We start from the raw sequence: 26,064 nt of genomic DNA, 5'->3' as shown, positions 1-26,064 counted from the left end.
TTCACTTCTCTGAATAGTTGCGGCCCAATGCCCAGAGTGCGGCATATTTATTGAAAGTATATTGCGCGTTGACCACCGCTAACAGCAACCCCTGTTTTCCGTCCAGGAAGCCGGCACGCAGCAGCCAGGTTTTGCAGAAGGCGCCAAGGGTGTGGGTCAGTATCGACAGATAGCCGCAACGTTTGCCGGCCTGGTGGCGTTGAATGGCCCACTCTTCGGCATAGCGCAGTTGTTTGCGTTGGAAGGCAAAAAAGTCGCGGCAGGTCAGGTGCAACAGATCGCCGTTGAGAGGCACCACTTTCGCCCCGTTGATATTGAGCGATTCATGCACCAGATTGTCGTTATAGCGGTAACGCTGGTTGGCATACAGGCGATTGACGCGATCGGGGTACCAGCCGCTGTGGCGCATAAAACGTCCGAGGAACAGATTGCGACGCGCGCAGCTGTAGACCCGGTTATCGTCCGGCGCGGTCAGCACTTGTTCAATCGATTGGCGCAATTCCGGCGTAACGCGCTCGTCGGCGTCGATCATCAGAATATAGTCGTGGCTGGCATAACTTTGAGCCCGTTGGCGCTGTTTGCCGAAGCCCTGCCAGTCGGTATGGGTGAATACTTTGACGCCCAGGCTTTCGGCAACGGCGACGCTGTCATCCTGGCTGCCAGAGTCGAGCATGACGATTTCATCTGCCCAGGCTACGGAACGCAGGCAATCCGGCAGCAGCCCGGCTTCGTTCTTGGCGATAATCACCACCGACAGGCTTTTGCGGTCGCTCATTTAATGGCTCCGTGGCGGCAGGTGCGGTTCCAACAGTTGCAGCAGGCGCTGCAGCGCTCCCTGATTTTGATACAGCACTTCCACCGCGTGGCGGCCGTAATAGCGGCGATAGTCTTCGTCGGTGAGCAATGTGTCCACTTCCTTGACCAGCGACTCCTCGTCGGTCACGGTGATCAACCCTTCGGCTTGCGACAGTTTGGCGCAAATATCCTTGAAGTTGAAAGTATGGGGCCCCATCAGCACCGGAATGGCGTGTGCTGCCGCTTCCAGTGGGTTATGCCCACCACGCTCCACCAGGCTGCCGCCAACGAACGCCAGATCGGCAATGCCGTACAGCAGCATCAGCTCGCCCATGGTATCGCCGATCACCACCTGGGTGCCGCCGGAAGGGATTTCACCGCTGCTGCGCAGGGTGTAACTGAAACCGGCTTTTTGCACCAAATCTTTGGCTGTCGCAAAGCGTTCCGGGTGGCGAGGCACCAGGATCAGCAGCAGGTCAGGGTGTTTTTCCAGCAGTTTGCGGTGCGCAGCCAGCAGAATGCTTTCTTCGCCTTCATGGGTGCTGGTGGCGATCCACACCGGGCGGCGTGGTGCCCATTGACGACGTAACGTGATTGCACGTGCGGCCAGTTCCGGGGTAACGGAAATATCGAATTTCAGGCTGCCGGTGACGGTAAGCTGTGAGCGTTTCAGGCCAAGCTCGACAAAGCGCTCGCCGTCTTCCTGATTTTGCGCGGCGATCAGCGTAATGCGGCGCAGCATATCACGGACAAAACCGCCGATTTTTTTATAGCCGGCGGCTGAACGGGCTGAAAGACGGGCATTGGCGATCACCAGTGGAATTTGGCGCTGATGCAGAGCGTTAATCAGATTGGGCCACAGCTCGGTTTCCATGATGATGACCAGCTTGGGATTCACCTGATCCAGGAAGCGGCGCATGGAGCCGGGCAGGTCGTAAGGCAGATAAACATGATGAACGTCTTTACCGAAGGCGGACTGCACGCGTTCTGAACCTGTCGGTGTCATCGTGGTCACAGTAATCGGTAAATAGGGGTAGCGGTGGCGTAGCGCGCGCACCAACGGGATGGCGGCCAGTGTTTCACCCACGGAGACGGAATGCAGCATGATCCCGCCTGGCACGACTTTCCCGGCGCAGAAGCCATAGCGTTCTGCCCAGCGTTTACGGTAGGCTGGAGCTTTGCGGCTGCGCAACAGTAAGCGGAGCCAGATCAGGGGTTGGATGAGGTAGAGTAGTACCTGATATAAACGCAGCAACATTCTATCAATTTCATTTATATGGGTTATTCAGAATAGTACCATAACTGGAAGGGAAAGGCGCTAATTTGGTAACCTTGGGTGTCAGTTTCAGACAACAGGCGAGAGATTTCGCTGATAGGCTTGGAATGAAGAATATTTTAATTATTCGCCGTGACAATATTGGCGATCTTGTTTGTACTACCCCGCTGATCGAAGGGGTGAAAATTGCCTATCCGGATGCCAAACTTTATCTGTTAATCAATAAAGTTAGTCAGGATGTCGTTAAAAATAACCCACATCTGGAAAAAGTCTTCGTCTATAAAAAGGCAAAGCACAAGGCGAAAAATGAAACCACACTGGGGGTTTATTTCGAGCGTCTGATGATTTTCCTGAAGTTGCGTAAAATAAAATTCGACGCAGCGATCCTGGCCAATCCGGTTCCCTGCAAGTACAGCCTGCGATTGGCCAAAATGGCGGGAGTCAGCAATATTATTGGCGCAGATTTAGGCACGCCGGATATTCATCATCCTTTCCGCAAGGCGAATTTCAGTGGCAAACATCAGGTAGAACATACCTTCAGCTACCTCTCGGCGATCACCGAACAGCGTATTCCTATTCCTCCGGTTCGGGTGTTCCTGACCCCGGAAGAGCGGCAACATGCCGCACAGCGGCTGCAAGCCTGCTTACCGCCGGTCGAGCGAGTCTGTGCCGTCCATATCAGTAGCCGCAGCCCTAAGCGGCGTTGGCCGATCGAGCGCTATGCCGAAATTATCAATCGCTTACTTGCCGACCAGAACACGGCAGTACTGATTTTCTGGTCGCCGCAGGGCACGCTGACGCCGGATGATATTGGCGATCAGAAACGCGCAGAGCAGCTGTTGGCACTCTGCCAGAACGAACGTGTGGCACTGTATCCAACGGCGTCGGTGCGTGAATTATTGGCCGGTTTTGATTTATGCGACCGAGTGTTGTGCAGCGACGGCGGGCAGATGCATCTGGCGGCAGCGTTGAATAAAGATATGGTGGTGTTCTTTGGCGATACGGATAAAGAATCCTGGCACCCATGGTCGGGACGCTATCACATTCTGCAGACTGAGTCGGGTGACTGTATTGATGTGCCCGTCGACGATGTTTGGGAAAAAATACAGGCGTTTAAATAATTAAAAAATAAGGCAGGGTTTCCCCTGCCTTAATTATCTTTTGAGCGCCAAATATTGCTGACAAATAGGTTTTAGTCCATAACTTAACAGCTGTTGCTGATTAATCTCCGGAGGCGTGGCATAAATCTCCGCCATTTTTTCCGCCAGTGATTTTTCATTGAGCTCCGCCAATGCGTTTTCCATTCCCGCTTTTTCCAGAATTTCCGCAGGTCCGCCCGGGCAACGGGTACTGACTACTGGCGTACCGCACAGCAGCGCTTCTACCAGCACGTTACCAAAGCCCTCGTTGTCGGAACTGAGCACCAGCAGTGACGCGTGCCGGATAAACGGATAGGGATTGGCCTGGAAGCCGAGGAACAGTACACGCTCTGCAATGCCCAACTGGCTTGCCAACTGCTTCATTTCCGCGATGTGGGATTCGCTGCCGGTGCCAATCAATGCCAACGGTGCTTGTATACCCGATTGGGCATAGGCTTTCAGCAGGCGATCATGCCGCTTGTGCGGATGAAAACGCCCGACATGCACCAGATAATCTTTCCCCGCCAGCTCGCAGGGTTCTGCCGCTTGCTGTTCAATGGCGTCAATATCGAACGGATTGTTGATCACTTCCAGCCTGCCAGGGTGGATCGGCAGGTTCTGCTGTAAATCGTCTCCGACGGCCTGCGAGACGGCAACGATATTTCTGCCCTGGTAAACTGCCGCGATTTTTCGTTGTTTCAGCCAGCGATCCAGCCCCTTGCGGTGACCCAGATAAGAGGTCGACAGAATGCCGTGAATGCAGAACCACAGGCGGTCCGACGAGAGTAATTTGCTGCGGCTGACGATGCGATCGGTTTTGTGCAGGTTGGAGAACACCAAGTCGTAGGCACCATGTTGGCGTTCATTGTCGGCGATTGCCCGATCCAATGTGGCGGCACGGCGTGACAGTTCGGTCAGTTTGCGCCATGGCGAGCGGCTGTTGTCCGCTACCACCTGATAGTGAATGCCAGAGGGGATCGGGTAGTTACAGACGTCGCGCAATGAAATCAGGCTGACGTCATTGCCCATTTGCTGCATGCCCTGGCACAGCGTCAGCACCACTTTTTCTGCGCCTCCGCCGGGCAGGCCGTCGATAATCATCAGAATACGCATAGTTAATCCAGCAGCCGGTTATAAAGGGAAATCAGCTGTTCCGACAGGCGGGCCGGGGTAGCCGACATGATACGTAATCTTGCGGCTTCACCCATGGCGGAGCCCAAAGCCTGGCGTGGCAGCGCGGTGATCGCCTCGATCAGTGCCGGAACATCGAGGGCGTCGGTCACGAAGCCATTTTGCCCTTGAGTGATAAACTCGGCACCGCCGCAGGAGGTGCTGGTGATCACCGGCAGTCCACAGGACATGGCTTCCAGAATCACATTGGGGAACGGATCGTACAGCGTAGGCAATAACAGTGCATCGGCGGCCTGGTAGAAGGGCAGCGTTTGTTTCTGCACCCCCATAAACCGGACCCGATCGCCGCAACCGAGCGACTGCGCCAGCGCCTGATAGCGTTTTTCAGCCTTATCCTTGCCCACGACCAGCAGATAGCTGTCGGTAGCCGCGACGGCGCGAATCGCGGCGGCCAGCCCTTTACGCTCAAAACCGGAGCCGACAAAAATCAGGCAGTGTGCCTGCTGCGGGATTTGGTATTGCTGACGTAACTGTTGCCGCAGTTCGGCGTTGGCGGGCAGAAATTTTTGATTATCAATGGCGTTGTAGATCACCGTAATTTTATCGGCGGGGACGCCGAAATCGTCGATGATTTCCTGTTTGATCATTTCGGCATTGCAAATGACCGCTTTCAGCTCCGGCGCGGCGTACATCGCCCGTTCAGCACACATCACGTAGCGGTGATAGCGGTTGGAGAACAGCCACTTGCGACGCCATTCCGGCAGCAGGCGTGCGCGCTGCAGTAACCAGCGGCGATGTACGCCATCGCCGGCGCGGTAAATATCGCAGCCGGGAATGCGCTCATGGCTTTGCACCAGATCGAAGTTTTCCTTCTGCCACAGGGCTCTGGCCGCTTCGGCAAAGCCACGTTCACGGCTGATACGGCCGAATTTCAGCGGATTGCACAGGTGGATGTGCCAGTTCGGATTGGCATCACCCTGCCATTCGCGGGTGATGACGTTAAGGTCGAGGTCCTGCTGTTCCAGCGCCTCCAGGGCGCGTGAGACAAAACGCTCCGCCCCACCGTCCGGACGGTACTTTTGGCGAACGATCGCCAAACGAAATGCTTTCATGCCAGCGTGCTCCGCGCGGCTGCAATCACCGCGTCTGTAGGAATAAGGTCCAGATAACGTTCATCGGTGCCGGTATTGATGGCGTCCGGATCGGGTAAGGTGCCGTAGTCGCCGGCCCATATCACGCTGCCAATGACCTGCCATGGGCGCCAGAACACCAGCTTGGAAGGGCCAAACAGCGCGATGCAAGGGGTCTGCAGCGCGGCGGCCATGTGCATAGGCACTGAGTCTACGCCGATAAACAGTTTAGCGTGGTCGATCAGGGCGGCCAGTTGCCGCAGCGTCAGCTGGCCGGCCAGGGAAACAACGCCCTGCGGCGGACAGAGCGCCAGAATGCGCGCCACCATTTCCCGTTCTTTAGGATCGGGCCCAGAAGTGATCACCAACCGGTGGCCATCGGCTTGCAAGGCACTGATGGCGGCAGCCATTTTTTCTTCGCTCCAGCATTTGAAGAACCAGCGGGAGGTGGGCTGCACCACAATATAATCGTCGGTAATGCCCTGTTGGCGTAACAACTGCTCGCAGGTTTGCCAGTCCTGAAGCGGATAGCTCATGGTCACCTGTTGACTGACGTTTGGCAGGCCAAGCGGTTGCAGCAGCGACAGGTTTTGTTCAACGGTATGCAATCGGGCGTGATCGCTTACCGGCACCAGATGCGTGTGGCAGTGACGCCATAAAAAGCCCCGACGTTTGGGGAAATCGAAACCCAACCGGATACGTGCGCCAGTTAACCGGGCGAGAATAGCGCTGCGCCACTGATCGGCCAGATTGACGACCAGATCGTAGCGCTGGGCTTTGAGCTGCCGGATCAGATTCAGTTCATGGCTCAGGTGTGCTTTCGTACCCTGCTTTTTCCACTGACGATCGATAATGAAGATGTTCGACAACGCCGGGTGACTGGCCAGCATATCCTGGGTTTCTTTATACAGCAGTACGTCGATCCGCGCCTGCGGGTAGTTTTGCTGCAGGGTATTGATGACCGGCGTGATCAGCAACATGTCGCCGTGATGGCGAAGTTTAACGATCAAAATACGCTGTATCGAGGTATCAGGAGCAAGGGCTGGCGCGTCGTTCATCATGAGTCGCTTTCAGGGGAAACCAATCTTTGATTCTAAATGACCCGATCGCATGTGGCTACTGTTGCACGGTTTTCTTGCCATGAAGAGAAAAAATCGCTTTGGGAAGTGACAAAATGCCTTCAACGTTGTCAAAACCAGGCACTAAAGTCGTTTGCCCTGGCGAAACGCCCTGCGTAACATAATGCATTCTGTTGATATCAGGCCCGATATTTATGACCAAACCGGCATTTCTCATCACCATTGATACCGAAGGCGACAATCTGTGGCAAAACCACGATCGCATTTCGACCGATAACACGCGCTTTTTGCCGCGCTTCCAGGCGCTGTGTGAGAAATATGGCTTTAAGCCGGTGTACCTCACCAACTATGAAATGGCGATGGATGCAGAATATGTCGAGTTCGCTCGCGATGTGATTGCCCGCGGCACCGGCGAGGTAGGGATGCATCTGCATGCCTGGAACAGTCCGCCGCAGACGCCGTTGACCGAAGATGACTGGCGGCACAAGCCTTATCTGATCGAATACCCGGTCGAACAAATCCGCGCCAAGGTCGATCACATGACCAAACTGCTGGAAGACAGCTTCCAGACAAAAATGCTCAGCCATCGCGCCGGGCGTTGGGCGTTTAACGAATACTATGCCGCCTTGCTGCTGGAGTACGGTTATCAGGTGGATTGCTCTGTTACACCGCGCGTGAACTGGCAATATTCGCCGGGCAATCCTCAGGGCAATGGCGGTACCGATTATCGTCATTTCCCATCGCAGGCCTATTTTATCGATCCGGAAAATATCGCCAAAGCGGGCGCGTCGTCGCTGCTGGAAGTGCCGATGAGCATTCAGTATAAGCATTCTGCGCTGATGAATACGCTGAAGCAGGGTTACGATCGGCTGCGGGGCAAACAGCGTTCGCCGTCGGTCAACTGGCTGCGGCCAAGCGGCGGCAACCTGGAAAAAATGAAGGGGGTGGCTGAGCGCTGTTTGGCGCAGGGGCATGACTACGTGGAATTTATGCTGCACTCTTCCGAGTTTATGCCTGGTGGCAGCCCAACCTTTAAGACTGAACAGGATATTGAAGTGTTGTACCGTGATTTGGAGCAGCTGTTCGCCTGGCTGCAGCAGCGTACGGTTGGCATGACGCTGGCCGAGTATTATCAGAAAAAGTACATGTCTGAGTAACGTAATGAAAATCAAGAAACTGAAGTATGCTCATTGGTTTTTGACTGTTTATAATTTTCTTTTCGGTAATATTAAACCGAAATCGACGTTGCGGCCTGACCATGAATTCAAACGCATTGTTGTGTATTCTACGACGGCACTGGGTGATTTCATGTTCAACACCCCCGCAATGCGTGCTTTGCGAAGACGTTATCCCGAAGCCCACATTACGCTGATAGCCGGCACGATAAATTACGGGATGGTTAAAGATTATGCCTGTTTTGATGAGGTGATTTTCTGGGATAATAAATTCAGGAAAATGCTGCGGGCCGTTGTCGAGATCAAAAAAAGAAAGCCTGAATTGGCAGTGATTTTACATGGGCATTTGCCTTATGACATTATTAGCGCTGTGCTTGCCGGTTGCCAGTATATCCTCCGTGACAATTATCTCACTCTGCCGAAAGGCATAGATACCTGGGCGCATAGCTGTTCACTGAATTTCACCGGACATCTGATACAGCGTAAATTGGATCTTATGAATTTCGTGGGTGGGGATACCTCCGATGTTGAGATGGAGATCCCTTGCCAGTTCGAAAAACTGCCTCGGCAGCCTGGGCATATCCGAATAGGATTCAATATGGGGGCTTCCAGCCATGAACGTTGTTGGCCGGTTGCTTATTACGCTGAATTAGCGACAAGGCTGATTACCCAGCACAAAGATGTTGAAGTTGTGATTATAGGTTCTCCAGCAGATTGTGGTCTGGAGAGCGCCTTTATGGCAGGCATTGATATTGCGATTCAATCGCGGGTGACCAGCTATGTGGGCAAAACCTCGTTACCGCAGTTGCTTGGGGTGATCGATTCTCTGGATGTTCTGTTGACCGGTGATACGGGGCCTTTGCATTTGGCTGTTGCCCTGAAGGTGCCAACGCTTAGCCTGTTTGTCACAGCCAAGCCACAGTTTACGGGCCCCTATCAAAATAGGGAATTACATCAGATCATCGATCTATCAGAGAGCTATGACGGTACTGCTGAAACACCGCTGGCAATTATTCCCGTTACGCGTGTTTATTCCATGCTGCAAAGTATGTGTATAATACCGATTTCGCAATATTCCCTGCGTAAATAGCGATAAGGTCCGAATGAATATTATCATAGCTGGCTACTCACTCGGTGGCTACGGCGGAATGGAAACCGTCTGCAAAAGATTGGTCAAGCTTATTTCTGAAAACCAACCTGAAACTCAGGTGAAATTCATTTTATTTAATGAAAAAAAAGAGGTTAATGAGGACTGGTATGCCGGAATGGATGCCAGGACCGTTTCTTCTTCACTACACAACACCAAGTTAAGGCGTTTACATTTTGCCTATTCGTTAGCGTGTTTCATTCGTGAAAATAAGCCGAGCGTAATTATCTCTCTGGATACTCTTTCTTGTTATATTTCCAGTGTGGCGAGAAAATTCACTTTTGGAAAATACCCCATTGTTTCTTGGTTGCATTTTTCAATTTATGATCTTTATAAGTACAGCTATATTTTGAAGGCAGATGCCCATCTGGTTATTAGCAATGGTATTAACCGGCAGGTTAAAGAGTTGGGTGTGAAAGATGATGATGTTTATACGATATTCAATCCTGTAGGAAGAACTGAAGAAACCATTGATTTTAGTCTATCACCGGCTAATTTTATTTATATCGGTCGTGTTGTATTTGAAGGACAAAAGAGGCTAAAGGACTTGTTGGATTCTCTGGTCGGGCTACGGGGAGAATGGCAAATGCATGTGGTTGGCGACGGCGGCGATCTGGCCTTATGTCAACAATATGCCGAGACTTTGGGTATCAGTAGCAGGGTTAAATGGCATGGCTGGCAGCAGCAGCCCTGGTCCTATGTAAAAGATAATATAGGTAATTTGAAGGCACTGTTACTCACTTCGGCATTTGAAGGCTTGCCAATGACGCTGCTTGAGGCAATGGCTCATGGAGTTTTTTGCGTCAGTTCAAATTGCCCTACGGGGCCTGCTGATGTCATTGATGATTGCAATGGTCGGTTGTATGACGTAGGCAATACCGTGCAACTCACCGCTATTGTGCAGGAATTAATTGACGGGAATATCACTGTTGATCAATCGAAGATTAAGTGCTCTATCGCTAAATTCTATGACGAGAGCTATTATCGCAACTTTATTCACGCCATTACTCATATTTTGGAAAAACAGGCTGAAAAGTAGCAGGTCCGGCGCTGCGTTTGCAGCGCCGGCGTCATACTACACGGCAAGTTTATCCAGCATTCTTTTTGCAAACAACGCAATACAAACCATAAAGAACAGTAACGATTCTGAACTGATTAACAGCACATCAGATAGGCCGTAGACAATCATGCAGCAGCCAATCATCAATAACGGCGTATTCTTTTGCCTAACTGCCAGAGTGAGGGTATAGGCGTAAAAGAAAAGTACGGTTAACAGGCCAGCAATACCTTGCAACGAGGCGGCTTCGAGCAGCTCATCATGAAGATGTGAGTCGATATAAACCATCGCGGTTTTATTCTTCGGATCATGGGTAATGATCTCTGCTGCCTGTGCATGGCGTGCTTCAACGGTATTACCATAGGGGTGTTGAGAGAATATATTCAAACCGACGCTCCATAATGAGAAGCGTGATCCTAACGAGGAGAAGTCATCACCTTGCTGGTAAAGTGTGATTTCCGTACTGGTTTGTTCAATCTTGGGTTTGATGTACTTTTCGTAAGATACCGTTATGCCTAATCCGATCAAAACCAGGGCGATCAGCAAAGATTTAAGGTGGATCTTACGATAATGGAACAGCACCATCAGCATAATCAGTATCGGGTGCGAAAGTATTGCCGCACGAGTTCCCGTCATGGTGATAATCAGAAAGGAAATAATGAACACCGCTGCGCATGCAAGAGCATAGTAGACGGAAACATGCTTGGTCTTTATGAACAGATAAATTAGCAGAATTGATAACGCGGAGTAAATATAGGCCGCAATGGTGGCGCGATTGGTACTCATGGCAATACGGTCAATGCCGTGGTAGATCTGATAAAGGCCATAAGCGGTAGAAAGTAAAAATGCCAGTACGAAAGTTGCCAGTAGGTATCGGTGATAATTCAAAGTAAGCAAATAGGGTGAAAATTGCGTGATATAGAAGATGAGGATGCCACTAACAACCAGCTTTTTTCCTGCATCTAACTGTGTTGCACCGAGTCCATAATCTGGAGCATGACGATACAAGACCAATGTCCAGACAACTTTAACCAATCCAATTAATATGATGGCGTAAGAAATATCCATTTTTGGAAAACGAATGTTTTTTCTTTCGAAGAAAAGACCAAACATCGCGACATAAAAGGAAAAGTAAAAAAACTCACGTTGTTTCGCAGTGATGAGCAATGCGAATACGATTGATAACATAGCCAGTGTAAGGCTGGTAAGGTATAGTTTTTTTCCTATCTTTTCCATAATGTCTCTACTGCTTTTCTTTTGTAGCTTAATCGTATAGATGGGTTTAGAAAGAAACCGATCCTGTGCGTATCTCGTACTTTTTTATTCAAAATATCCAATTGCTCAGGCGCAGTTATCCACTGTCTTTGTTTTAATTGAATATCCAACCAGTGACATAAAACCAAATTGTGGAATTTTTTGCCAAAAATATCATCCATCCTTTCAGTACAAACAAAAAGATTGTGTATTTTTTCTTCTGAAGGGGAATTAGACAAACTAGCGCTGCGTTTTATATACAGGTAATGACTCTCTCGCGAGAAAACGATCGTTTTGGATTGGGTTAACAAATCCGGGAATACGTAAAAATCTTCGTAACAACTAAAGGCGGGTATCGGCGAAGCCTGTAACAAAGGACGTTTGATAAACTGTCCAATCAGATGTGCCTGGAAATCCTTATGATTAAGGAAACGAGTGATAGCATCATCGACGGACAGTTCTTCCGGCTGCAACCCTTTCCAGGTTTTATCTACCGCCATAAGGCCATGTACTTCATGCAGTTTAGTTAGCAGTAGGTCGGGTTTTTTTGCCTTGAGAAAACCCAGGATATCTTTAAGGGAATTAACTTTAAGCAGATCATCACTGTCGAACATGGTGATGTAATCACCATTGCTATTAGCGATAGCGAAGTTACGTACTTTACCTATATTTTTGAATTCGACGTGGAAATAACGCGCCTGCGGTATCGAGTGAGTGAAATCTGTCAAAAGAGAGGCGGTCGTGTCCGTCGAGGCATCATTGACCAGAATAATTTCGCATTGCGTTATGCTGCTACCTAAAGCATCTAGCAGGCTACGTAGGGTTTCCTGAAGGTACTTTCCGCTGTTGTGTGCAGCGATGATAATGCTGAGTAATATTTCCTGCACAGGCATTTTATACGCCATCCCTATCGATTAGAAGAGGACGTAGCAGTAGCATAACGCTGTCGGCGGTGAGGGTCGCCATGCTTTTTTCTGGGGAAATCAGAGAGTGTTGATTCTGACCGTAGCCGCCGATCAGTCCTGGATCGGTGGGGCCAAACAGCGTGATATTTGGTCTGTCGAGCGCGGCGGTCAGGTGGCTGAGGCCGGTATCAACCGAGACCACGCATTTCGCGCCGGCCAACACTTCGGCTACCTGCTGCAGGCTGAGCTTGGGCAAAACCTCAACGTGTGGGAAACCTTCTGCCAAACGCAATGCGCGTTGACGCTCATGCTCTGCGCCCCACGGCAGTTTGATCTTTAATCCACTGGGTGCGGTTAATGCAATCAAATCGCGCCAGTGAGTTTCCGGCCAGTGTTTATCATCGCGGGTGGTGGCGTGCAAAAACACCAGATACTGCCCGGCATCGGCCGGTAGATGGCTGAGAAAACGAGCCGCAATGGCGTAATCGCCGACGCTATCGGGCTTTTCGTAATCCAGGCTTTTGGCGAACAGCTCACGCGTACGCTCTACGGCGTGCTGTTGCTTGTCGATATCATAGCGGTGGTTGTAGAACCAACTGGCGAATGGCTCGCGGGCGCTTTTACTGTCCTGACCGTGTTTGCTGCCTTTGGCGATGCGAGTGATCAGCGCGGCGCTTTTAATGAGCCCTTGGGCGTCGATCACCGCGTCGTAGTCGCGTTCCTGCACCACACGTTTAAAATCACAACGTTGCTGGCGGGTTTCGCTGCCAAACCAGTTTTTGCGCCAACGGCGGATCGCCACCGGGATCACCCGGTCTACCGCCGGATGCCAGGTGGGGATCTGGCTAAAGCCTTCCTCTACTACCCAATCAAAACGGATGCCGGGGATGGCCTGCATGGCGTCGGTGAGCGCCGGTAGCGTGTGGAGCACATCCCCCATCGAGGAGGTTTTTACAATCAACACCTGCATGTTTATTCCTCGCTGGCGGCAAGTAACGGCGTCAGCGCGTCTAACACCTGCTGTGGCTGAATATCGATCAGGCTCTGATGGTAACCCTGATCGGCATCGCCTTTGCGGACTTTATGGTAGCCGCTGATTAAGCGGATCACTTTGGCCTTGTCGGACAGCGGCGGCGTGAAGTCCGGGCTGCTTGGGCCGTACAAGGCTATCAGCGGTTTGTTCAACGCCGCCGCAACGTGCATCAAACCTGAGTCGTTACTGACCACGGCCGAACAGGAAGCCAAGAGGATCACCGCTTGCTCCAGTTGGGTTTCACCGGCCAGGTTCATGCAAAAGCCCCGGGCATCGTCATCCAACGCCGCGCGGATCTGTTCACCCGCTTCGTTATCTTTGGCGGAACCAAACAGGGCGATTTGATAGCCCTGGTCGATCAGTTGCTGCGCCAGAGCGGCATAGTGATAGTGCGGCCAGCGTTTGGCCGGGCCAAACTCAGCACCCGGGCAGAAGCCGATAATCGGTCGGTGATCGGTCAGGTTGAAGGCGGCGGTGGTTTCGGCAATTTCTTCGTCGCTGACCTGCAGTTGCGGCCATAACAGCGGCTGCGGCAGATCTTCCGCGCGCTGAATACGTTGCTTGTCATAAGCCAGCGCCACGTAGCGTTGAACCATCAGAGGAAAAGCGGTTTTATCCAGCACGCGAATATCATTCAGCAGGCCATAGCGCATTTCGCCACGCCAGCCGGTGCGTTGCGGCACTTGGGCAAAAAACGGCACCAACGCGGATTTGAAGGAATTAGGTAACACATAAGCGCGATCGTAGCCGTTGGCGCGCAGGGCACGCCCCAGACGCCGACGTTCACCGAGCGCCAACGCGCCGTGGCCCAATGGCATCGACAGGGCTTGGTTGACCTCGGGCATACGTGCCAGTAATGGGCGGCACCAGGCCGGCGCCATCACATCAATTTCTGCCGTCGGGTGCTCGGCCTTCAGGGTGCGGTAGAGACTTTGCGACATCATCATATCGCCAACCCATGAAGGGCCGATAACCAGTATTTTCATACCCTACGTTAATTCCTTCAGCTTAGGCGGTGCGGTTTAACCAGGCCATGTACTCTTTCACGCCTTCGGCGACCGTTTTGAACGGCGCGTCGTAGCCGGCTGCGCGCAGCTTGGTCAGATCGGCTTGGGTAAACGCCTGGTAGCGGCCCTTCAGTTTTTCCGGGAACGGGATGTTCTCTACCGCGCCTTTCTGGTGGAAATCGACGACCGCGTCGGCCACTGCCTGGAAGGTTTCCGCCCGGCCGGTGCCGCAGTTGAAGATGCCTGACACGCCGCTTTTCCAGAACCACAGGTTGACTGCGGCGACGTCGCCGACGTAGATGAAGTCACGCTTGAAGTTTTGGCTGCCGTCGAACAGTTTCGGGTTTTCACCGCGGTTGATCTGGCTGTTCAGGTGGAATGCCACGCTGGCCATACCGCCTTTGTGGCCTTCGCGCGGGCCGTAAACATTGAAATAACGGAAGCCGCAGATCTGCGAGTCCGCCTCGGGCAGAATTTCACGCACGTACTGATCGAACAGGAATTTGGAGTAACCGTAGACGTTCAGCGGCTCTTCAAACTGACGTTCTTCGATAAATTCTTCACGGCCGCCGTAGGTGGCTGCGGAGGAGGCATACAGGAACGGAATTTCGCGTTCCAGGCAATAATGCAGCAAATCTTTGGAGTACTGATAGTTGTTGTCCATCATGTACTTGCCGTCCCACTCGGTGGTGGACGAGCAGGCACCTTCGTGGAAAATCGCGTCGATTTCGCCCAGATCGTCACCGGCCATGATGTTGGCGATGAAATCTTCTTTGTCGATATAGTCGGCGATATCGAGATCGACCAGGTTGGCGAATTTGGTGCCGTCTTTCAGGTTATCTACCACCAGGATATCGCGATACCCTGTGTCATTCAGCGCTTTAATGATATTGCTGCCGATCATGCCGGCGCCACCAGTGACGATAATCATTGGGTTACCCCTGTTATTCTGCCCGGTGGGACACGGTGTCCCACGCTCAATGCCGCTTATAATAGCATTTCATGCCGCTGCAAACATCGGACGGGCTCTGAATATCCCGTGATGTCGAGCACTGCAGTACTTTGCCGTGATATCTGCTGCAATTTTCATATTCTCTCCCGCAGATTCTCGTCAGTTTGGTTACAAATCAGTAAAATATGTTGAAAACAGACCAATCCTGGAGATAACCGAATGTCCGCGTCTTTTTATCAGCAGTTGGAACAACAACTTGAGACCACCCGTAGCGAGGGATTGTTCAAAGAAGAGCGCATTATTACCACCGCTCAGCAGGCTGATATTGCCGTAGCCGACGGCAGCCATGTGATCAATTTCTGCGCCAACAACTACCTGGGCCTGGCTAACCACCCGGCGATGATCGCGGCGGCCAAGGCCGGTATGGACAGCCATGGTTTCGGCATGGCGTCGGTGCGCTTTATTTGCGGCACCCAGGACAGCCATAAACAGTTGGAGCAAAAGCTGGCCGATTTCCTCGGGATGGAAGACGCCATCCTGTACTCCTCCTGCTTCGACGCCAACGGCGGGTTGTTCGAAACGCTGTTGGGTCCGGAAGACGCCATCATCTCCGATGCGTTGAACCATGCTTCGATCATTGACGGCGTACGTCTGTGTAAGGCGAAGCGCTATCGTTACGCCAACAACGACATGACCGAATTGGCAGCACAGCTCAAACAGGCCAAGGCTGATGGCGCACGTCATATCATGATTGCCACCGATGGCGTGTTCTCGATGGACGGGGTGATCGCCAACCTGAAAGGTGTGTGTGACCTGGCGGATCAGTATCAGGCGTTGGTGATGGTGGATGACTCCCACGCGGTTGGTTTCGTTGGCGCCAATGGGCGCGGCACCCACGAGTATTGTGAGGTGATGGGGCGCGTCGACATCATTACCGGTACCCTGGGCAAGGCGCTGGGCGGGGCTTCCGGCGGCTATACCGCGGCGAAGAAAGAGGTCGTGGAGTGGCTGCGTCAGCGTTCGCGCCCTTATCTGTTCTCCAACTCGCTGGCACCGGCGATTGTTGCCGCTTCGATCAAAGTATTGGAATTGCTGGAGCAGGGCGACACATTGCGCGATCGCCTGTGGGCCAATGCGAGCCTGTTCCGTGAAAAAATGACCGCAGCGGGCTTTGAGCTGGCCGGGGCCGATCACGCCATCATCCCGGTGATGTTGGGTGAAGCAAAACTGGCGCAGGAATTCGCCAATGCGTTGCTCAAGGAAGGCATCTATGTAACAGGTTTCTTCTATCCGGTGGTGCCGAAAGGCCAGGCGCGCATCCGTACCCAGATGTCCGCCGATCACACCCCGGAGCAAATTGAGCGTGCGGTCGCGGCGTTCATTCGTATCGGTAAGGATCTTGGCGTTATTGCATAAGGTAAAACCATGAAAGCATTGTCAAAACTGAAAGCGGAAGAAGGGATTTGGATGACCGATGTGCCCCAGCCAGAGCTGGGCCATAACGACATCATGATTAAAATCCGTAAAACCGCGATCTGCGGTACCGATGTTCATATCTATAACTGGGATGAATGGTCGCAAAAAACTATCCCGGTGCCTATGGTGGTCGGCCACGAATACGTGGGTGAAGTAGTTGCCATCGGCCAGGAAGTCAAAGGGTTCAGCGTCGGCGACCGCGTTTCCGGCGAAGGTCATATCACCTGTGGCCATTGCCGTAACTGCCGTGGTGGCCGCACGCACCTGTGCCGCAATACCACCGGTGTAGGTGTGAACCGCCCGGGCTCGTTTGCCGAATATCTGGTGATCCCGGCGTTCAATGCCTTCAAGATCCCGGACAATATCTCCGATGAGCTGGCGTCAATCTTCGACCCGTTCGGCAATGCGGTACATACCGCACTGTCGTTTGATCTGGTGGGGGAAGACGTGTTGGTCTCCGGCGCCGGCCCGATTGGTATCATGGCCGCGGCGGTATGCAAGCACGTTGGCGCCCGCCACGTGGTGATTACTGACGTTAACGAATACCGTTTGGATCTGGCCCGTAAAATGGGTGTGACCCGTGCGGTGAACGTCAGCAAAGAAAACCTGACCGACGTCATGGCCGAGTTGGGCATGACCGAAGGGTTCGACGTTGGGCTGGAAATGTCCGGTGCGCCGCCGGCGTTTCGTTCGCTGCTCAATGCGATGAACCACGGCGGGCGTATTGCCATGCTGGGGATCCCGCCGTCGGATATGTCGATCGACTGGAATCAGGTGATCTTCAAAGGGCTGTTTATCAAAGGGATTTACGGTCGTGAGATGTTCGAAACCTGGTATAAGATGGCGGCATTGATCCAGTCTGGTCTGGATCTGACACCGATCATCACCCACCGCTTCTCGATCGACCAATTCCAGCAGGGCTTTGACGCCATGCGTTCCGGCCAGTCCGGAAAAGTGATTCTGAGCTGGGATTAACCGTAAAAAGGGCCGGAGTTCCGGCCCTCAGATTGCTGACAAAGTCCTTTGCGGTTAAAAGTCCCGATCTGAGGGTTAATAAAAACAAAGGATTATATCTTTTGATTTATCCCAAACATCCGAAAATCCCATTTTTCGGGTGTTTGTCATCAGACTAAGGGCCGGAGTTCCGGCCCTGATTTTATGCTTTGGGTTTGTCTGGCGCTGAGTCTGTCCAGCGTTGCCACTGACGTTTGATGAACGTCACGGCCGGAGACTGTGTCACGCTTTCGCCGATCACGCTCATGACCTTGCCCGCGTTGACTTTTTCCTTCGGCAACTTGACCTTACACTGTTTGATACCGCCGGTGAACGGGTTCTTCGGCTGCGGTTTCTGTGGCTTGACCGGTGGTGGAACATAGCTGCCGCCACTACCGCTGCTCTGCGGTTCATTCAGCAATGAGCTGGGTTTCACCAGCACGATATCGCTCGGCAACGTGGGCAGCATTTGCTGCAACACTTTTACCGTCGCCGGACGCGGGTGGCCGATGGCGATGGCGGAACCGTTGCGCCGCGCCAACTCAACCGCGCGGGTAAACTGACGGCGGATATCGGCTTCGTTTGCGGTATCATCTAGGAACACCTTGCGCTTGATCACCTTCACATGCGTGCCGGCCGCAGCGCGGGTGGCCTGACTGTTGCCGATGGTCATGCTGTCGAGGAAATAGAGCTGGTAGCTGTCGAGCGCCTGCATGACTTTCTGCATGCCCGGCAGGCTGGAGGTCATGGCGCTGCCCATGTGATTATTCATGCCAACCGCATAGGGCACATTATTGACCGCATTGCGGATAATGCGCTGGATCTCTTCGCTGCTCATGGAAGGCTGCAGCGTATCGCGCTCCAGCGGTTGCTTGCTGAGCGGTGCCATCGGCATATGGATCAGCACTTCTCGACCCTGACTGTGAGCACGAGTGGCCATTAAACGGGCATGGGGGGCATTGGGCAACACCGCGACGGAGATGGCCGTTGGCATTTGCAACACGGCGCTTTCTTCGTGCGGACGATAGCCCACGTCGTCGATAACGATAGAGAGTTTCCCTGCCTGCGCGGCACAGACCTGCAGCAGACAGCCAATCAATACGACAGTACGGATTTTGTTATAGCGCAAATCTATCTTCCCAACCACGGTAGTGGGTTAACGGCCTGACCCTGGCGACGAATTTCGAAATAGAGCGACGGCGTTCCCTGACCCCCGCTGGTACCCACCAAGGCTATCGGCTGACCGGCGCGCACCTGCGCCCCGACGTTGACCAGCGCACTCTGGTTGTAGCCATACAGGCTCATATCACCCTTACCGTGTTCGATGACGACAACCAGGCCATAGCCCTGTAGCCAGTCGGCCAGCAACACGCGGCCGTCAGCGATAGCTTTCACTTCACTGCCTTCGGCGGCCGAGATCACCATGCCTTTCCAGCGTAACTCGCCTTGCAGCTGTTCACCGAAACTGTGCAAAGTACGCCCGCGTACCGGCCATATTGCCTGCCCACCCGGTCTGCCAAGGCCGCCGGTACGGGCCATCAAGGAACGATCGGCTTCGCTTGGTTTATAGCTGGTGCCGGTTTTCTTCGCCTGTTGTTCTTTGGCGCGAACCTGTTCACGTACCTTGGCCGCCTCGCGTGCTTCGCGTTCCGCACGGGCGCGGGCTTCACGTTCGGCCCGGGCGATTTTGTCTCGCATACGGGTTTCGTTCTGGCGCAGTTCCACCAGACGCTGCTGATCTTTTTCCAGCGAGGCTTCCAGCGCGGTCAGTGTTTTCTTACGTGCACCGCGTGCCTGTTCCAGCTTCTGCTGCTGCGTTTGCTGTTCGCCCAGTAACGATTTCTGTTGACCCTGTTTGGCCACCAGCGTGGTTTTTTGCTTTGCCAGCTCGGCGCGAGTTTGCTTCAGCTCTTCAATGGTTTGCTGACGCGCTTCATTCAGGTAGCCGAAATAAGCCAAAATACGCTCGCTGCGTTGGCTCTCTTCACCGCTGAGGATCAATTGCACAGCGCTGTGCTGGCCCTGGCGGAAGGCGGCATCGAGTTGTTTGGCGAGGATTTCCTGCTGGGTGGATTGTTGCTTTTGCAGCTTGGCGATCGAGGCATTCAGGCCGGAAATATCTTTCCCCAACTGACTCAATGTGCCTTGAGTGTCACGCAGCAGACGGCTGGCCTGCGCGATGGTTTTTTCTTGCTGCTTAAGCTGATCCTGCAATGAGCTGCGCTGTTGCTGCTGCTGTTTAACCGCCTTTTCTTTTTCGGCGATGCTTTGCTGGATGTCTTTGAGCTGGGATTTATTGTCTTCCGCCGCCTGGCTGGCTAACGGCAACAACAAGACGCCAGCGTAAAATACGCTGGCGCACATGGTGGTCAACTTCCTTGGCGCGGTGCGTTCAGGCAGCGGCTGGCTGCCTGTGTTTGCGCTTCGGGTTACCCTTGATAGTGCAAAAAACGCCTTTTCCCTCATAGGGAAGGATTATTCCACGATGAACAGCGGCTTACCAGTCATCTCTTGCGGGATTTCCATTCCCATGAGTGTCAGCATGGTCGGCGCGATGTCCGAAAGCTTGCCGCCGTTGACTGCGCGGGCAGGCTGGCCGATATAAATCAGTGGTACCGGAAGGCTGGTGTGCGCGGTGTGCGCCTGGCCGGTCGCCGGATCGCGCATTTGCTCGGCATTGCCGTGATCGGCGGTGATCAGCAACTGCCCGTCGACGGCCTTAACCGCTTCGACGACCTGGGCGATGCAGCTATCCAGCGTTTCCACCGCTTTCACTGCCGCGTCGTAAACGCCGGTATGACCCACCATATCGCCATTCGGATAGTTGCAGATAATGGCGTCGTATTTGCCACTGTTAATGGCGGTCAGCAGTTTGTCGGTCAGTTCGGCAGCGCTCATTTCCGGCTGCAGATCGTAGGTAGCCACCTTCGGTGAGTTGACCAGCACGCGGTCTTCACCCGTGAACGGCTCTTCAACGCCGCCGTTATAGAAGAAGGTGACGTGGGCGTATTTTTCGGTTTCCGAGATGCGCAGCTGAGTTTTGTCGTGCTTCATCAACCATTCACCGAAGGTGTTGTTCAACGAAGCCGGCGGATAGGCGCAGGGGGCTTTGATGTCGGCGGCGTATTCGGTCAGCATCACGAAATCACCGAAGTTGACGACTTTGGCGCGCGGGAAGCCCTCGAAATCCGCATTCACGAAGGCGCGGACGATCTGGCGTGCGCGGTCGGCGCGGAAGTTCATGAAAATCAGCGCGTCACCATCGTGCAGCTCGGCGGTGGCTTCACCGGCAGCCTGGAGAACGGTCGGCTTGACGAACTCATCGTTTTCACCCCGCTGGTAGGCGGCTTGCAGGGCGTCAACGGCGTTGTCGGCCACGAAGTCGCCCTTGGCCTGAGTGATCAGATCATAGGCCAGTTGAACGCGGTCCCAGCGGTTGTCGCGATCCATGGCGTAATAACGGCCGATCAGCGATGCGATGCGCCCGCAGCCCAGATTGGCGAAGGCATCGCTAAAGCGTTGCAAAGAGGTTTCTGCACTGCGTGGCGGGGTATCGCGACCGTCCAGGAAGGCATGCAGATAAACGGCTTTGGCACCGCGCTGCGAGGCCAGTTCAATCATGGCCAGAATATGATCTTCGTGGCTGTGCACGCCACCCGGCGACAACAGCCCCATGATATGCACCGCTTTGCCGGCCTGCACGGCCTTGTCGACCGCCGCCGTCAGCGTTGGGTTGGCGAAGAAATCGCCTTGTTTAATTTCTTTATCCACTCGAGTCAGATCCTGATAAACGATGCGCCCGGCGCCCAGGTTGACGTGGCCGACTTCCGAGTTGCCCATCTGGCCGTCAGGCAGGCCAACATCCAGCCCGGATGCGGCGATCAGGGTGTGTGGCTGCTGTTGCCACAGGCGGTCCATCACCGGCGTTTTGGCGTTCAAAATGGCGTTGTCCTGTTGCTCCTCGCGGTGGCCGTAGCCGTCCAGGATCACCAGTACCATCGGTTTTTTGTTGCTCGACATTGCATTAACCTCGTTATGAACTTTTAAGTTGTGAATAGCGATCTGCCCGGGGCCGGGGTGATGGCTATTGACCCTAAAATCCGTCCGATTTTACAACGGGGCCGGTTAAAAAGAGCCCAGAGAGATCAAAGTTGCGGTCAACAAGGGCGGCTTTTATGCTGCGGCGCAGAGAATTTCTCAGCGTAGCCCGCAGTTTCTGCAATAGCACTTGCTTATTGGCTGTATTTGCTGCACTCGGCAGGTATACTCTGGAACCTTGAGTTATTTTTTCCTTAAACTGACGGGAGTTGTTACACCCCATGCTGCAAGAAATTATGCAATTCGTTAGCAAGCATCCCATACTGAGCCTGGCCTGGATCGCCCTGCTGGTTGCGGTGATCGTCATGACGTTCAAGAGCCGTTTCTCCAAGGTGAAAGAAATCACCCGTGGTGAAGCCACCCGCCTGATTAATAAAGAAGATGCCGTTGTGGTAGATACCCGCAGCCGTGACGATTTCCGCCGAGGCCATCTAGCCAACGCCATCAACCTGACCGCCGGCGAAATCAAAAGCGGCAGCCTGGGCGAGCTGGAAAAACACAAGGCTCAGCCGATCATCGTGGTTTGTGCCAACGGCACCACCTCTCGCGAGCCGGCAGAAAACCTGAGCAAGGCGGGCTTTGAGAATGTCACTACGCTGAAGGACGGCATTGCCGGCTGGAGCGGGGAAAACCTGCCATTAGTGCGCGGTAAGTAATTATTTAACGTATTTGAGGTGGTAATCCATGGCTAACATTGATATCTACACCAAAGCGACCTGTCCGTTCTGCCATCGCGCCAAAGCGTTGCTGAACAGCAAGGGAGCCGCGTTTAACGAAATCGCCATCGATGGCGATAATGAAAAACGCGAAGCGATGATTGCGCGCAGTGGGCGCACCACCGTGCCTCAGATTTTCATCGACGGCCAACATATCGGCGGCTGTGATGATTTATATGAACTCGATGCTCGTGGTGGTCTGGATCCGCTGCTTTAAGCGGGCGACTGCCGGTTACTGAGTGTCAATAAGGACGTTTAACCAAGGGTATTACACACATGTCAGAACAAAACAGCACAGAGATGGCTTTCCAGATTCAGCGCATTTACACCAAGGATATCTCCTTCGAAGCGCCAAAAGCGCCGCAGGTTTTCCAGCAGGAATGGCAGCCAGAAGTTAAACTGGATCTAGATACCGCTTCCAGCCAGTTGGCTGACGAAGTGTATGAAGTTGTACTGCGCGTAACCGTGACTGCGTCTCTGGGCGAAGAAACTGCGTTCCTGTGTGAAGTGCAGCAGGCAGGCATCTTCTCTGTAGCGGGCATCGACGGTACGCAGCTGGCGCATTGCCTGGGTGCATACTGCCCGAACATTCTGTTCCCGTATGCGCGTGAGTGCATCACCAGCCTGGTTTCTCGCGGTACATTCCCGCAGCTGAATCTGGCACCGGTCAACTTTGACGCGCTGTTCATGAACTATCTGCAGCAGCAGGCGGAAGGCGAAGGTGCCGCACCACATCAGGATGCCTGATGAACACCGTCAATGCTTCAATGACCGTTATCGGTGCCGGCTCGTACGGCACCGCATTAGCCATTACGCTGGCGCGTAACGGCCACTCCGTGGTGCTGTGGGGCCATAACCCCGAGCAGATCCAAAAAACGCAGCACGATCGCTGCAACCAGGCATTTCTTCCCGACGTAACCTTCCCCGACACGCTGTTGCTCGAAGCCGATTTGGCTCGTGCGCTGGCGGCTAGCCGCGATGTGCTGGTGGTGGTGCCAAGCCATGTGTTCGGTGATGTGCTGCGCCAGTTGAAACCGCATCTACGCCCGGACGCTCGTATCGTTTGGGCCACCAAAGGGCTGGAAGCGGAGACCGGCAGATTGTTGCAGGACGTGGCGCGCGAAGCGTTGGGCGATGCTATTCCATTGGCGGTGGTCTCCGGACCGACATTCGCCAAGGAGTTGGCTGCTGGGCTGCCCACTGCAATTGCGCTGGCCTCTACCGATGCGCAGTTCGCCGAAGATCTGCAACAGTTGTTGCACTGTGGCAAAAGTTTCCGCGTTTACAGCAACCCCGATTTTATCGGCGTGCAGTTGGGCGGTGCGGTGAAGAACGTGATTGCCATCGGCGCCGGGATGTCAGACGGCATCGGTTTTGGTGCTAATGCGCGTACCGCATTGATTACCCGTGGCCTGACGGAAATGACCCGCCTCGGTTCAGCACTGGGTGCCGATCCTTCAACCTTCATGGGCATGGCTGGACTGGGCGATCTGGTGTTAACCTGCACCGATAACCAATCGCGTAACCGCCGCTTCGGTATTATGCTGGGGCAGGGGAAAGGCGTACAGGAAGCGCAGGACAGCATAGGTCAGGTGGTCGAAGGCTATCGCAATACCAAAGAGGTCCTGGCGTTGGCGCAGCGGCACGGCGTGGAAATGCCGATTACCGAGCAGATTTATCAGGTGCTTTACTGTCATAAAGATGCCCGTGAGGCAGCGCTGAGCCTGTTAGGCCGGACCAGAAAAGACGAAAAGCATAACGCTTAACCTATATACCCTATAGCTTTCAAGCTGCAGCTAAGCGGCCAGCTCGCTCATCCCCAGGCGCTTACTTAAGTAAGTCACTGGGGTGAGCGAGTGCAGGTAACAACGCTGCAGCTTGAAAGATGACGGGTATAAAATAGATATGCGGGGCGGCATGCTGACCCCAGCAACTGAATTGGGCTGCCTGATTGCTATGCGATGAGGCAGCCTGTTTTGCAAGGCGGAGAGGAACCTGATGTCGTCAGAAGAGTTAGAGCAGGTCTGGAATAGCATTAAATCAGAGGCGAGAGAGCTGGCTGAGTGTGAACCGATGCTGGCTAGCTTTTACCATGCGACGTTGCTCAAGCACGATAACCTGGGCGGTGCGCTCAGCTATATTCTGGCCAACAAGCTGGCTAACCCGATCATGCCTGCAATTGCAGTGCGTGAAGTGGTGGAAGACGCCTACCTCGCCGATCAGCAAATGATAGCCTCGGCTGCGCGCGACATTCTGGCGGTGCGTCTGCGCGACCCGGCAGTAGACAAGTATTCAACGCCGTTGCTGTACCTGAAAGGCTTCCATGCGCTGCAGGCCTACCGTATCGGCCATTGGCTGTGGCTGCAGGGGCGTCAGGCTTTAGCGATTTACCTGCAGAATCAGATTTCGGTCGCTTTCGGCGTGGATATCCACCCGGCTGCCACGATTGGTTGCGGCATCATGCTCGACCATGCCACCGGCATCGTGATCGGTGAAACCGCAGTGGTAGAAAACAACGTGTCTATTCTGCAGTCGGTCACCCTTGGTGGTACCGGAAAAACCAGTGGCGATCGCCATCCGAAGATCCGCGAAGGCGTAATGATTGGCGCCGGAGCTAAAATTCTCGGCAATATCGAGGTGGGTAAAGGCGCTAAAATCGGTGCGGGCTCGGTGGTACTGCAATCCGTACCGCCGCATACTACGGCAGCCGGCGTTCCGGCGCGCATTGTTGGTAGACCGGAAAGCGATACGCCTTCGATGGATATGGATCAGTATTTCAACGGCGCCAACCATGGCTTTGAGTATGGCGACGGCATTTAAGTCGGTGAGTTGACGCATAAAATCGGGGGAGCTTTGGCTCCCCCGGTGTTTTTCCGCTCGGGATTAACCCTGTTTCGGGAAATTGGTGATGTCTTTAACCATGTCATCGATTGCCGCTTTGACATCCGCTTCGGTGACCGGTGTGCTGTCGTTACTGACGGTTTTGCCGTAGGCCTTGCGCGCCACTTCCAGCACCGTTTTGCCGGTGTCCTGGTCGATCAGTTCGCCTTCAAGATACAGCGTGGTGTTTTGCGTCCGGTGGCCGGTGGCCGCCATGGTGCTGGCAACTACCGCCGCAACTGGCACCACCTCATAGAATTTCATATCTTCATCTTCGGCAGAGACCGCAGTGATGGCAATTTTGGCGATCAGAACGCGTGAACCGGCCGGGCTTTTCAGTATGGTAAAGCGATCTTCCAGTGCGGTTTTAATGCGCTGGGTGGCGTATGCCTTGATTTTATTCAGCGTGTCCTGGCTTACGCGTGCCGTCGGTTTTTCCGCTGGGAAATAAACCACCGGCGGGAAGTACAGGCCGCGGTAGTTGGATTCTTTGTAAGTAGGGTCGATCCAACGCAGCGTTTTATGGCCGCTTGGCGAGGTGGTTTCCTGTAGTTTGCTGTAGTCAGACAGGAATCCCGAGTATTGATCCGTTTTGGTCACTTTAGACGCACAACCCGCCAGCAACAGGCCCGTTGCCAGAACCGCCATGGCAACGCTCAAGCGTTGTTTTTTCATACGATTTCCTATGATGAGTGTTAATTACCCTTACAAAACATAGCCTATTATCTTCTGTAGCAGCGAATGTTTTCGGGGCCTGGCGTGCCCTGTTTTAGCTTCTGTTGTCAGGATCGTGATATGCAGCCGGTTTTAGCAGGCGATCA

25 protein-coding genes are annotated in these 26,064 nt (G+C 53.6%); 11 read left to right on the top strand and 14 right to left on the bottom strand.

Annotated features, from left to right (window positions below; all coding sequences use genetic code 11):
- Position 1: 1 nt before the first annotated feature.
- Both ACGS9J_RS22475 and waaA read right to left on the bottom strand, forming a co-directional pair.
- Positions 2-775, bottom strand: a complete 774-nt coding sequence (locus tag ACGS9J_RS22475) for a glycosyltransferase family 2 protein (protein ID WP_442232951.1) — start codon at positions 773-775, stop codon at positions 2-4.
- Positions 776-2,053 carry a lipid IV(A) 3-deoxy-D-manno-octulosonic acid transferase gene (gene waaA, locus ACGS9J_RS22470; protein WP_442232950.1) on the bottom strand — a complete coding sequence of 426 codons (1,278 nt, stop codon included), beginning with the start codon at positions 2,051-2,053 and terminating at the stop codon, positions 776-778.
- A 125-nt stretch (positions 2,054-2,178) separates the two neighbouring features.
- On the opposite strand from waaA, the gene ACGS9J_RS22465 reads away from it, so the two are divergent.
- A complete protein-coding gene (locus ACGS9J_RS22465) occupies positions 2,179-3,192 on the top strand; it encodes a glycosyltransferase family 9 protein (protein ID WP_442232949.1) in 1,014 nt (337 codons plus the stop codon).
- A 33-nt stretch (positions 3,193-3,225) separates the two neighbouring features.
- Here the strand turns inward: ACGS9J_RS22465 and ACGS9J_RS22460 are convergent, their stop codons facing one another.
- From ACGS9J_RS22460 to rfaQ, 3 genes are read right to left on the bottom strand one after another with little or no spacing between them, the layout of a single operon-like run.
- Positions 3,226-4,323: a glycosyltransferase gene (locus ACGS9J_RS22460; RefSeq protein ID WP_442232948.1), complete on the bottom strand. Its 1,098-nt coding sequence runs from the start codon at positions 4,321-4,323 to the stop codon at positions 3,226-3,228.
- A 2-nt stretch (positions 4,324-4,325) separates the two neighbouring features.
- Positions 4,326-5,453: a glycosyltransferase family 4 protein gene (locus tag ACGS9J_RS22455; RefSeq protein WP_442232947.1), complete on the bottom strand. Its 1,128-nt coding sequence runs from the start codon at positions 5,451-5,453 to the stop codon at positions 4,326-4,328.
- Positions 5,450-6,532: a putative lipopolysaccharide heptosyltransferase III gene (rfaQ, locus tag ACGS9J_RS22450; protein WP_442232946.1), complete on the bottom strand. Its 1,083-nt coding sequence runs from the start codon at positions 6,530-6,532 to the stop codon at positions 5,450-5,452. The genes ACGS9J_RS22455 and rfaQ overlap by 4 nt, the downstream gene beginning before the upstream one ends.
- A gap of 212 nt (positions 6,533-6,744) precedes the next feature.
- Between rfaQ and ACGS9J_RS22445 the strand changes: the two genes are divergently transcribed.
- From ACGS9J_RS22445 to ACGS9J_RS22435, 3 genes are read left to right on the top strand one after another with little or no spacing between them, the layout of a single operon-like run.
- The gene (locus ACGS9J_RS22445) at positions 6,745-7,707 is read left to right on the top strand and encodes a polysaccharide deacetylase family protein (protein ID WP_442232945.1); all 963 of its coding nucleotides are present in this window, start codon (positions 6,745-6,747) and stop codon (positions 7,705-7,707) included.
- A 4-nt stretch (positions 7,708-7,711) separates the two neighbouring features.
- Positions 7,712-8,815, top strand: a complete 1,104-nt coding sequence (locus tag ACGS9J_RS22440) for a glycosyltransferase family 9 protein (RefSeq protein WP_442232944.1) — start codon at positions 7,712-7,714, stop codon at positions 8,813-8,815.
- Positions 8,816-8,828: 13 nt separating this feature from the next.
- Positions 8,829-9,911, top strand: coding sequence for a glycosyltransferase (locus tag ACGS9J_RS22435; RefSeq protein WP_442232943.1), 1,083 nt, complete (start codon positions 8,829-8,831; stop codon positions 9,909-9,911).
- A 36-nt stretch (positions 9,912-9,947) separates the two neighbouring features.
- Here ACGS9J_RS22435 and ACGS9J_RS22430 read toward each other — a convergent pair whose 3' ends face one another.
- From ACGS9J_RS22430 to rfaD, 5 genes are read right to left on the bottom strand one after another with little or no spacing between them, the layout of a single operon-like run.
- Positions 9,948-11,165: an O-antigen ligase family protein gene (locus ACGS9J_RS22430; RefSeq protein WP_442232942.1), complete on the bottom strand. Its 1,218-nt coding sequence runs from the start codon at positions 11,163-11,165 to the stop codon at positions 9,948-9,950.
- Positions 11,153-12,076 (bottom strand): glycosyltransferase family 2 protein, encoded by a 924-nt coding sequence (locus tag ACGS9J_RS22425; RefSeq protein WP_442232941.1) that lies wholly within the window; start codon positions 12,074-12,076, stop codon positions 11,153-11,155. The genes ACGS9J_RS22430 and ACGS9J_RS22425 overlap by 13 nt, the downstream gene beginning before the upstream one ends.
- A 1-nt stretch (position 12,077) precedes the next feature.
- A complete protein-coding gene (rfaC, locus tag ACGS9J_RS22420) occupies positions 12,078-13,058 on the bottom strand; it encodes a lipopolysaccharide heptosyltransferase RfaC (RefSeq protein ID WP_442232940.1) in 981 nt (326 codons plus the stop codon).
- A gap of 2 nt (positions 13,059-13,060) precedes the next feature.
- Positions 13,061-14,107 carry an ADP-heptose--LPS heptosyltransferase RfaF gene (gene rfaF, locus ACGS9J_RS22415; RefSeq protein ID WP_442232939.1) on the bottom strand — a complete coding sequence of 349 codons (1,047 nt, stop codon included), beginning with the start codon at positions 14,105-14,107 and terminating at the stop codon, positions 13,061-13,063.
- 22 nt (positions 14,108-14,129) lie between these two features.
- On the bottom strand, positions 14,130-15,059 hold the full coding sequence (rfaD, locus tag ACGS9J_RS22410) for an ADP-glyceromanno-heptose 6-epimerase (protein WP_442232938.1): 930 nt from the start codon (positions 15,057-15,059) through the stop codon (positions 14,130-14,132).
- A gap of 240 nt (positions 15,060-15,299) precedes the next feature.
- On the opposite strand from rfaD, the gene kbl reads away from it, so the two are divergent.
- Both kbl and tdh read left to right on the top strand, forming a co-directional pair.
- Complete coding sequence (gene kbl, locus ACGS9J_RS22405) at positions 15,300-16,496, top strand: glycine C-acetyltransferase (protein WP_442232937.1); 1,197 nt, start codon at positions 15,300-15,302, stop codon at positions 16,494-16,496.
- 9 nt (positions 16,497-16,505) lie between these two features.
- Positions 16,506-17,531: an L-threonine 3-dehydrogenase gene (tdh, locus tag ACGS9J_RS22400; RefSeq protein WP_442232936.1), complete on the top strand. Its 1,026-nt coding sequence runs from the start codon at positions 16,506-16,508 to the stop codon at positions 17,529-17,531.
- Between the two features lie 181 nt (positions 17,532-17,712).
- Here tdh and ACGS9J_RS22395 read toward each other — a convergent pair whose 3' ends face one another.
- The 3 genes from ACGS9J_RS22395 to gpmM are packed head-to-tail and all read right to left on the bottom strand — an operon-like array spanning position 17,713 to position 21,569.
- On the bottom strand, positions 17,713-18,678 hold the full coding sequence (locus tag ACGS9J_RS22395) for a divergent polysaccharide deacetylase family protein (protein WP_442232935.1): 966 nt from the start codon (positions 18,676-18,678) through the stop codon (positions 17,713-17,715).
- A gap of 2 nt (positions 18,679-18,680) precedes the next feature.
- Complete coding sequence (gene envC, locus ACGS9J_RS22390; protein WP_442232934.1) at positions 18,681-20,015, bottom strand: murein hydrolase activator EnvC; 1,335 nt, start codon at positions 20,013-20,015, stop codon at positions 18,681-18,683.
- A gap of 9 nt (positions 20,016-20,024) precedes the next feature.
- On the bottom strand, positions 20,025-21,569 hold the full coding sequence (gene gpmM / locus ACGS9J_RS22385) for a 2,3-bisphosphoglycerate-independent phosphoglycerate mutase (protein WP_442232933.1): 1,545 nt from the start codon (positions 21,567-21,569) through the stop codon (positions 20,025-20,027).
- A 299-nt stretch (positions 21,570-21,868) separates the two neighbouring features.
- On the opposite strand from gpmM, the gene ACGS9J_RS22380 reads away from it, so the two are divergent.
- The 5 genes from ACGS9J_RS22380 (at position 21,869) to cysE (ending at position 25,183) form a co-directional block, all read left to right on the top strand.
- Positions 21,869-22,303 carry a rhodanese-like domain-containing protein gene (locus ACGS9J_RS22380; RefSeq protein ID WP_442232932.1) on the top strand — a complete coding sequence of 145 codons (435 nt, stop codon included), beginning with the start codon at positions 21,869-21,871 and terminating at the stop codon, positions 22,301-22,303.
- A gap of 28 nt (positions 22,304-22,331) precedes the next feature.
- Positions 22,332-22,580: a glutaredoxin 3 gene (gene grxC / locus ACGS9J_RS22375; RefSeq protein WP_012147490.1), complete on the top strand. Its 249-nt coding sequence runs from the start codon at positions 22,332-22,334 to the stop codon at positions 22,578-22,580.
- A 59-nt stretch (positions 22,581-22,639) separates the two neighbouring features.
- The gene (gene secB / locus ACGS9J_RS22370) at positions 22,640-23,110 is read left to right on the top strand and encodes a protein-export chaperone SecB (RefSeq protein WP_020837579.1); all 471 of its coding nucleotides are present in this window, start codon (positions 22,640-22,642) and stop codon (positions 23,108-23,110) included.
- Positions 23,110-24,129 (top strand): NAD(P)H-dependent glycerol-3-phosphate dehydrogenase, encoded by a 1,020-nt coding sequence (gene gpsA, locus ACGS9J_RS22365; RefSeq protein WP_442232931.1) that lies wholly within the window; start codon positions 23,110-23,112, stop codon positions 24,127-24,129. The genes secB and gpsA overlap by 1 nt, the downstream gene beginning before the upstream one ends.
- A 232-nt stretch (positions 24,130-24,361) precedes the next feature.
- Entirely contained in the window at positions 24,362-25,183 is an 822-nt protein-coding gene (gene cysE / locus ACGS9J_RS22360; RefSeq protein ID WP_442232930.1) for a serine O-acetyltransferase, read from the top strand.
- A 63-nt stretch (positions 25,184-25,246) separates the two neighbouring features.
- Here the strand turns inward: cysE and ACGS9J_RS22355 are convergent, their stop codons facing one another.
- Positions 25,247-25,918, bottom strand: a complete 672-nt coding sequence (locus ACGS9J_RS22355; RefSeq protein ID WP_442232929.1) for a DUF3313 domain-containing protein — start codon at positions 25,916-25,918, stop codon at positions 25,247-25,249.
- Positions 25,919-26,064: the final 146 nt, after the last annotated feature.

The sequence above is a fragment of the Serratia quinivorans genome (assembly GCF_052113645.1).
GTDB lineage: Bacteria > Pseudomonadota > Gammaproteobacteria > Enterobacterales > Enterobacteriaceae > Serratia > Serratia quinivorans_B.
The sequence above is the reverse complement of the archived record's forward strand: the minus strand, read 5'-3'. Positions and strand labels throughout refer to the sequence as shown.

Bases quoted from the DNA above. Each gene is read 5' to 3' on its own strand.
- ACGS9J_RS22475 (WP_442232951.1), bottom strand. From the start codon at position 775: ATGAGCGACCGCAAAAGCCTGTCGGTGGTGATTATCGCCAAGAACGAA.
- waaA (WP_442232950.1), bottom strand. From the start codon at position 2,053: ATGTTGCTGCGTTTATATCAGGTACTACTCTACCTCATCCAACCCCTG.
- ACGS9J_RS22465 (WP_442232949.1), top strand. From the start codon at position 2,179: ATGAAGAATATTTTAATTATTCGCCGTGACAATATTGGCGATCTTGTT.
- ACGS9J_RS22460 (WP_442232948.1), bottom strand. From the start codon at position 4,323: ATGCGTATTCTGATGATTATCGACGGCCTGCCCGGCGGAGGCGCAGAA.
- ACGS9J_RS22455 (WP_442232947.1), bottom strand. From the start codon at position 5,453: ATGAAAGCATTTCGTTTGGCGATCGTTCGCCAAAAGTACCGTCCGGAC.
- rfaQ (WP_442232946.1), bottom strand. From the start codon at position 6,532: ATGATGAACGACGCGCCAGCCCTTGCTCCTGATACCTCGATACAGCGT.
- ACGS9J_RS22445 (WP_442232945.1), top strand. From the start codon at position 6,745: ATGACCAAACCGGCATTTCTCATCACCATTGATACCGAAGGCGACAAT.
- ACGS9J_RS22440 (WP_442232944.1), top strand. From the start codon at position 7,712: ATGAAAATCAAGAAACTGAAGTATGCTCATTGGTTTTTGACTGTTTAT.
- ACGS9J_RS22435 (WP_442232943.1), top strand. From the start codon at position 8,829: ATGAATATTATCATAGCTGGCTACTCACTCGGTGGCTACGGCGGAATG.
- ACGS9J_RS22430 (WP_442232942.1), bottom strand. From the start codon at position 11,165: ATGGAAAAGATAGGAAAAAAACTATACCTTACCAGCCTTACACTGGCT.
- ACGS9J_RS22425 (WP_442232941.1), bottom strand. From the start codon at position 12,076: ATGCCTGTGCAGGAAATATTACTCAGCATTATCATCGCTGCACACAAC.
- rfaC (WP_442232940.1), bottom strand. From the start codon at position 13,058: ATGCAGGTGTTGATTGTAAAAACCTCCTCGATGGGGGATGTGCTCCAC.
- rfaF (WP_442232939.1), bottom strand. From the start codon at position 14,107: ATGAAAATACTGGTTATCGGCCCTTCATGGGTTGGCGATATGATGATG.
- rfaD (WP_442232938.1), bottom strand. From the start codon at position 15,059: ATGATTATCGTCACTGGTGGCGCCGGCATGATCGGCAGCAATATCATT.
- kbl (WP_442232937.1), top strand. From the start codon at position 15,300: ATGTCCGCGTCTTTTTATCAGCAGTTGGAACAACAACTTGAGACCACC.
- tdh (WP_442232936.1), top strand. From the start codon at position 16,506: ATGAAAGCATTGTCAAAACTGAAAGCGGAAGAAGGGATTTGGATGACC.
- envC (WP_442232934.1), bottom strand. From the start codon at position 20,015: ATGAGGGAAAAGGCGTTTTTTGCACTATCAAGGGTAACCCGAAGCGCA.
- gpmM (WP_442232933.1), bottom strand. From the start codon at position 21,569: ATGTCGAGCAACAAAAAACCGATGGTACTGGTGATCCTGGACGGCTAC.
- ACGS9J_RS22380 (WP_442232932.1), top strand. From the start codon at position 21,869: ATGCTGCAAGAAATTATGCAATTCGTTAGCAAGCATCCCATACTGAGC.
- grxC (WP_012147490.1), top strand. From the start codon at position 22,332: ATGGCTAACATTGATATCTACACCAAAGCGACCTGTCCGTTCTGCCAT.
- secB (WP_020837579.1), top strand. From the start codon at position 22,640: ATGTCAGAACAAAACAGCACAGAGATGGCTTTCCAGATTCAGCGCATT.
- gpsA (WP_442232931.1), top strand. From the start codon at position 23,110: ATGAACACCGTCAATGCTTCAATGACCGTTATCGGTGCCGGCTCGTAC.
- cysE (WP_442232930.1), top strand. From the start codon at position 24,362: ATGTCGTCAGAAGAGTTAGAGCAGGTCTGGAATAGCATTAAATCAGAG.
- ACGS9J_RS22355 (WP_442232929.1), bottom strand. From the start codon at position 25,918: ATGAAAAAACAACGCTTGAGCGTTGCCATGGCGGTTCTGGCAACGGGC.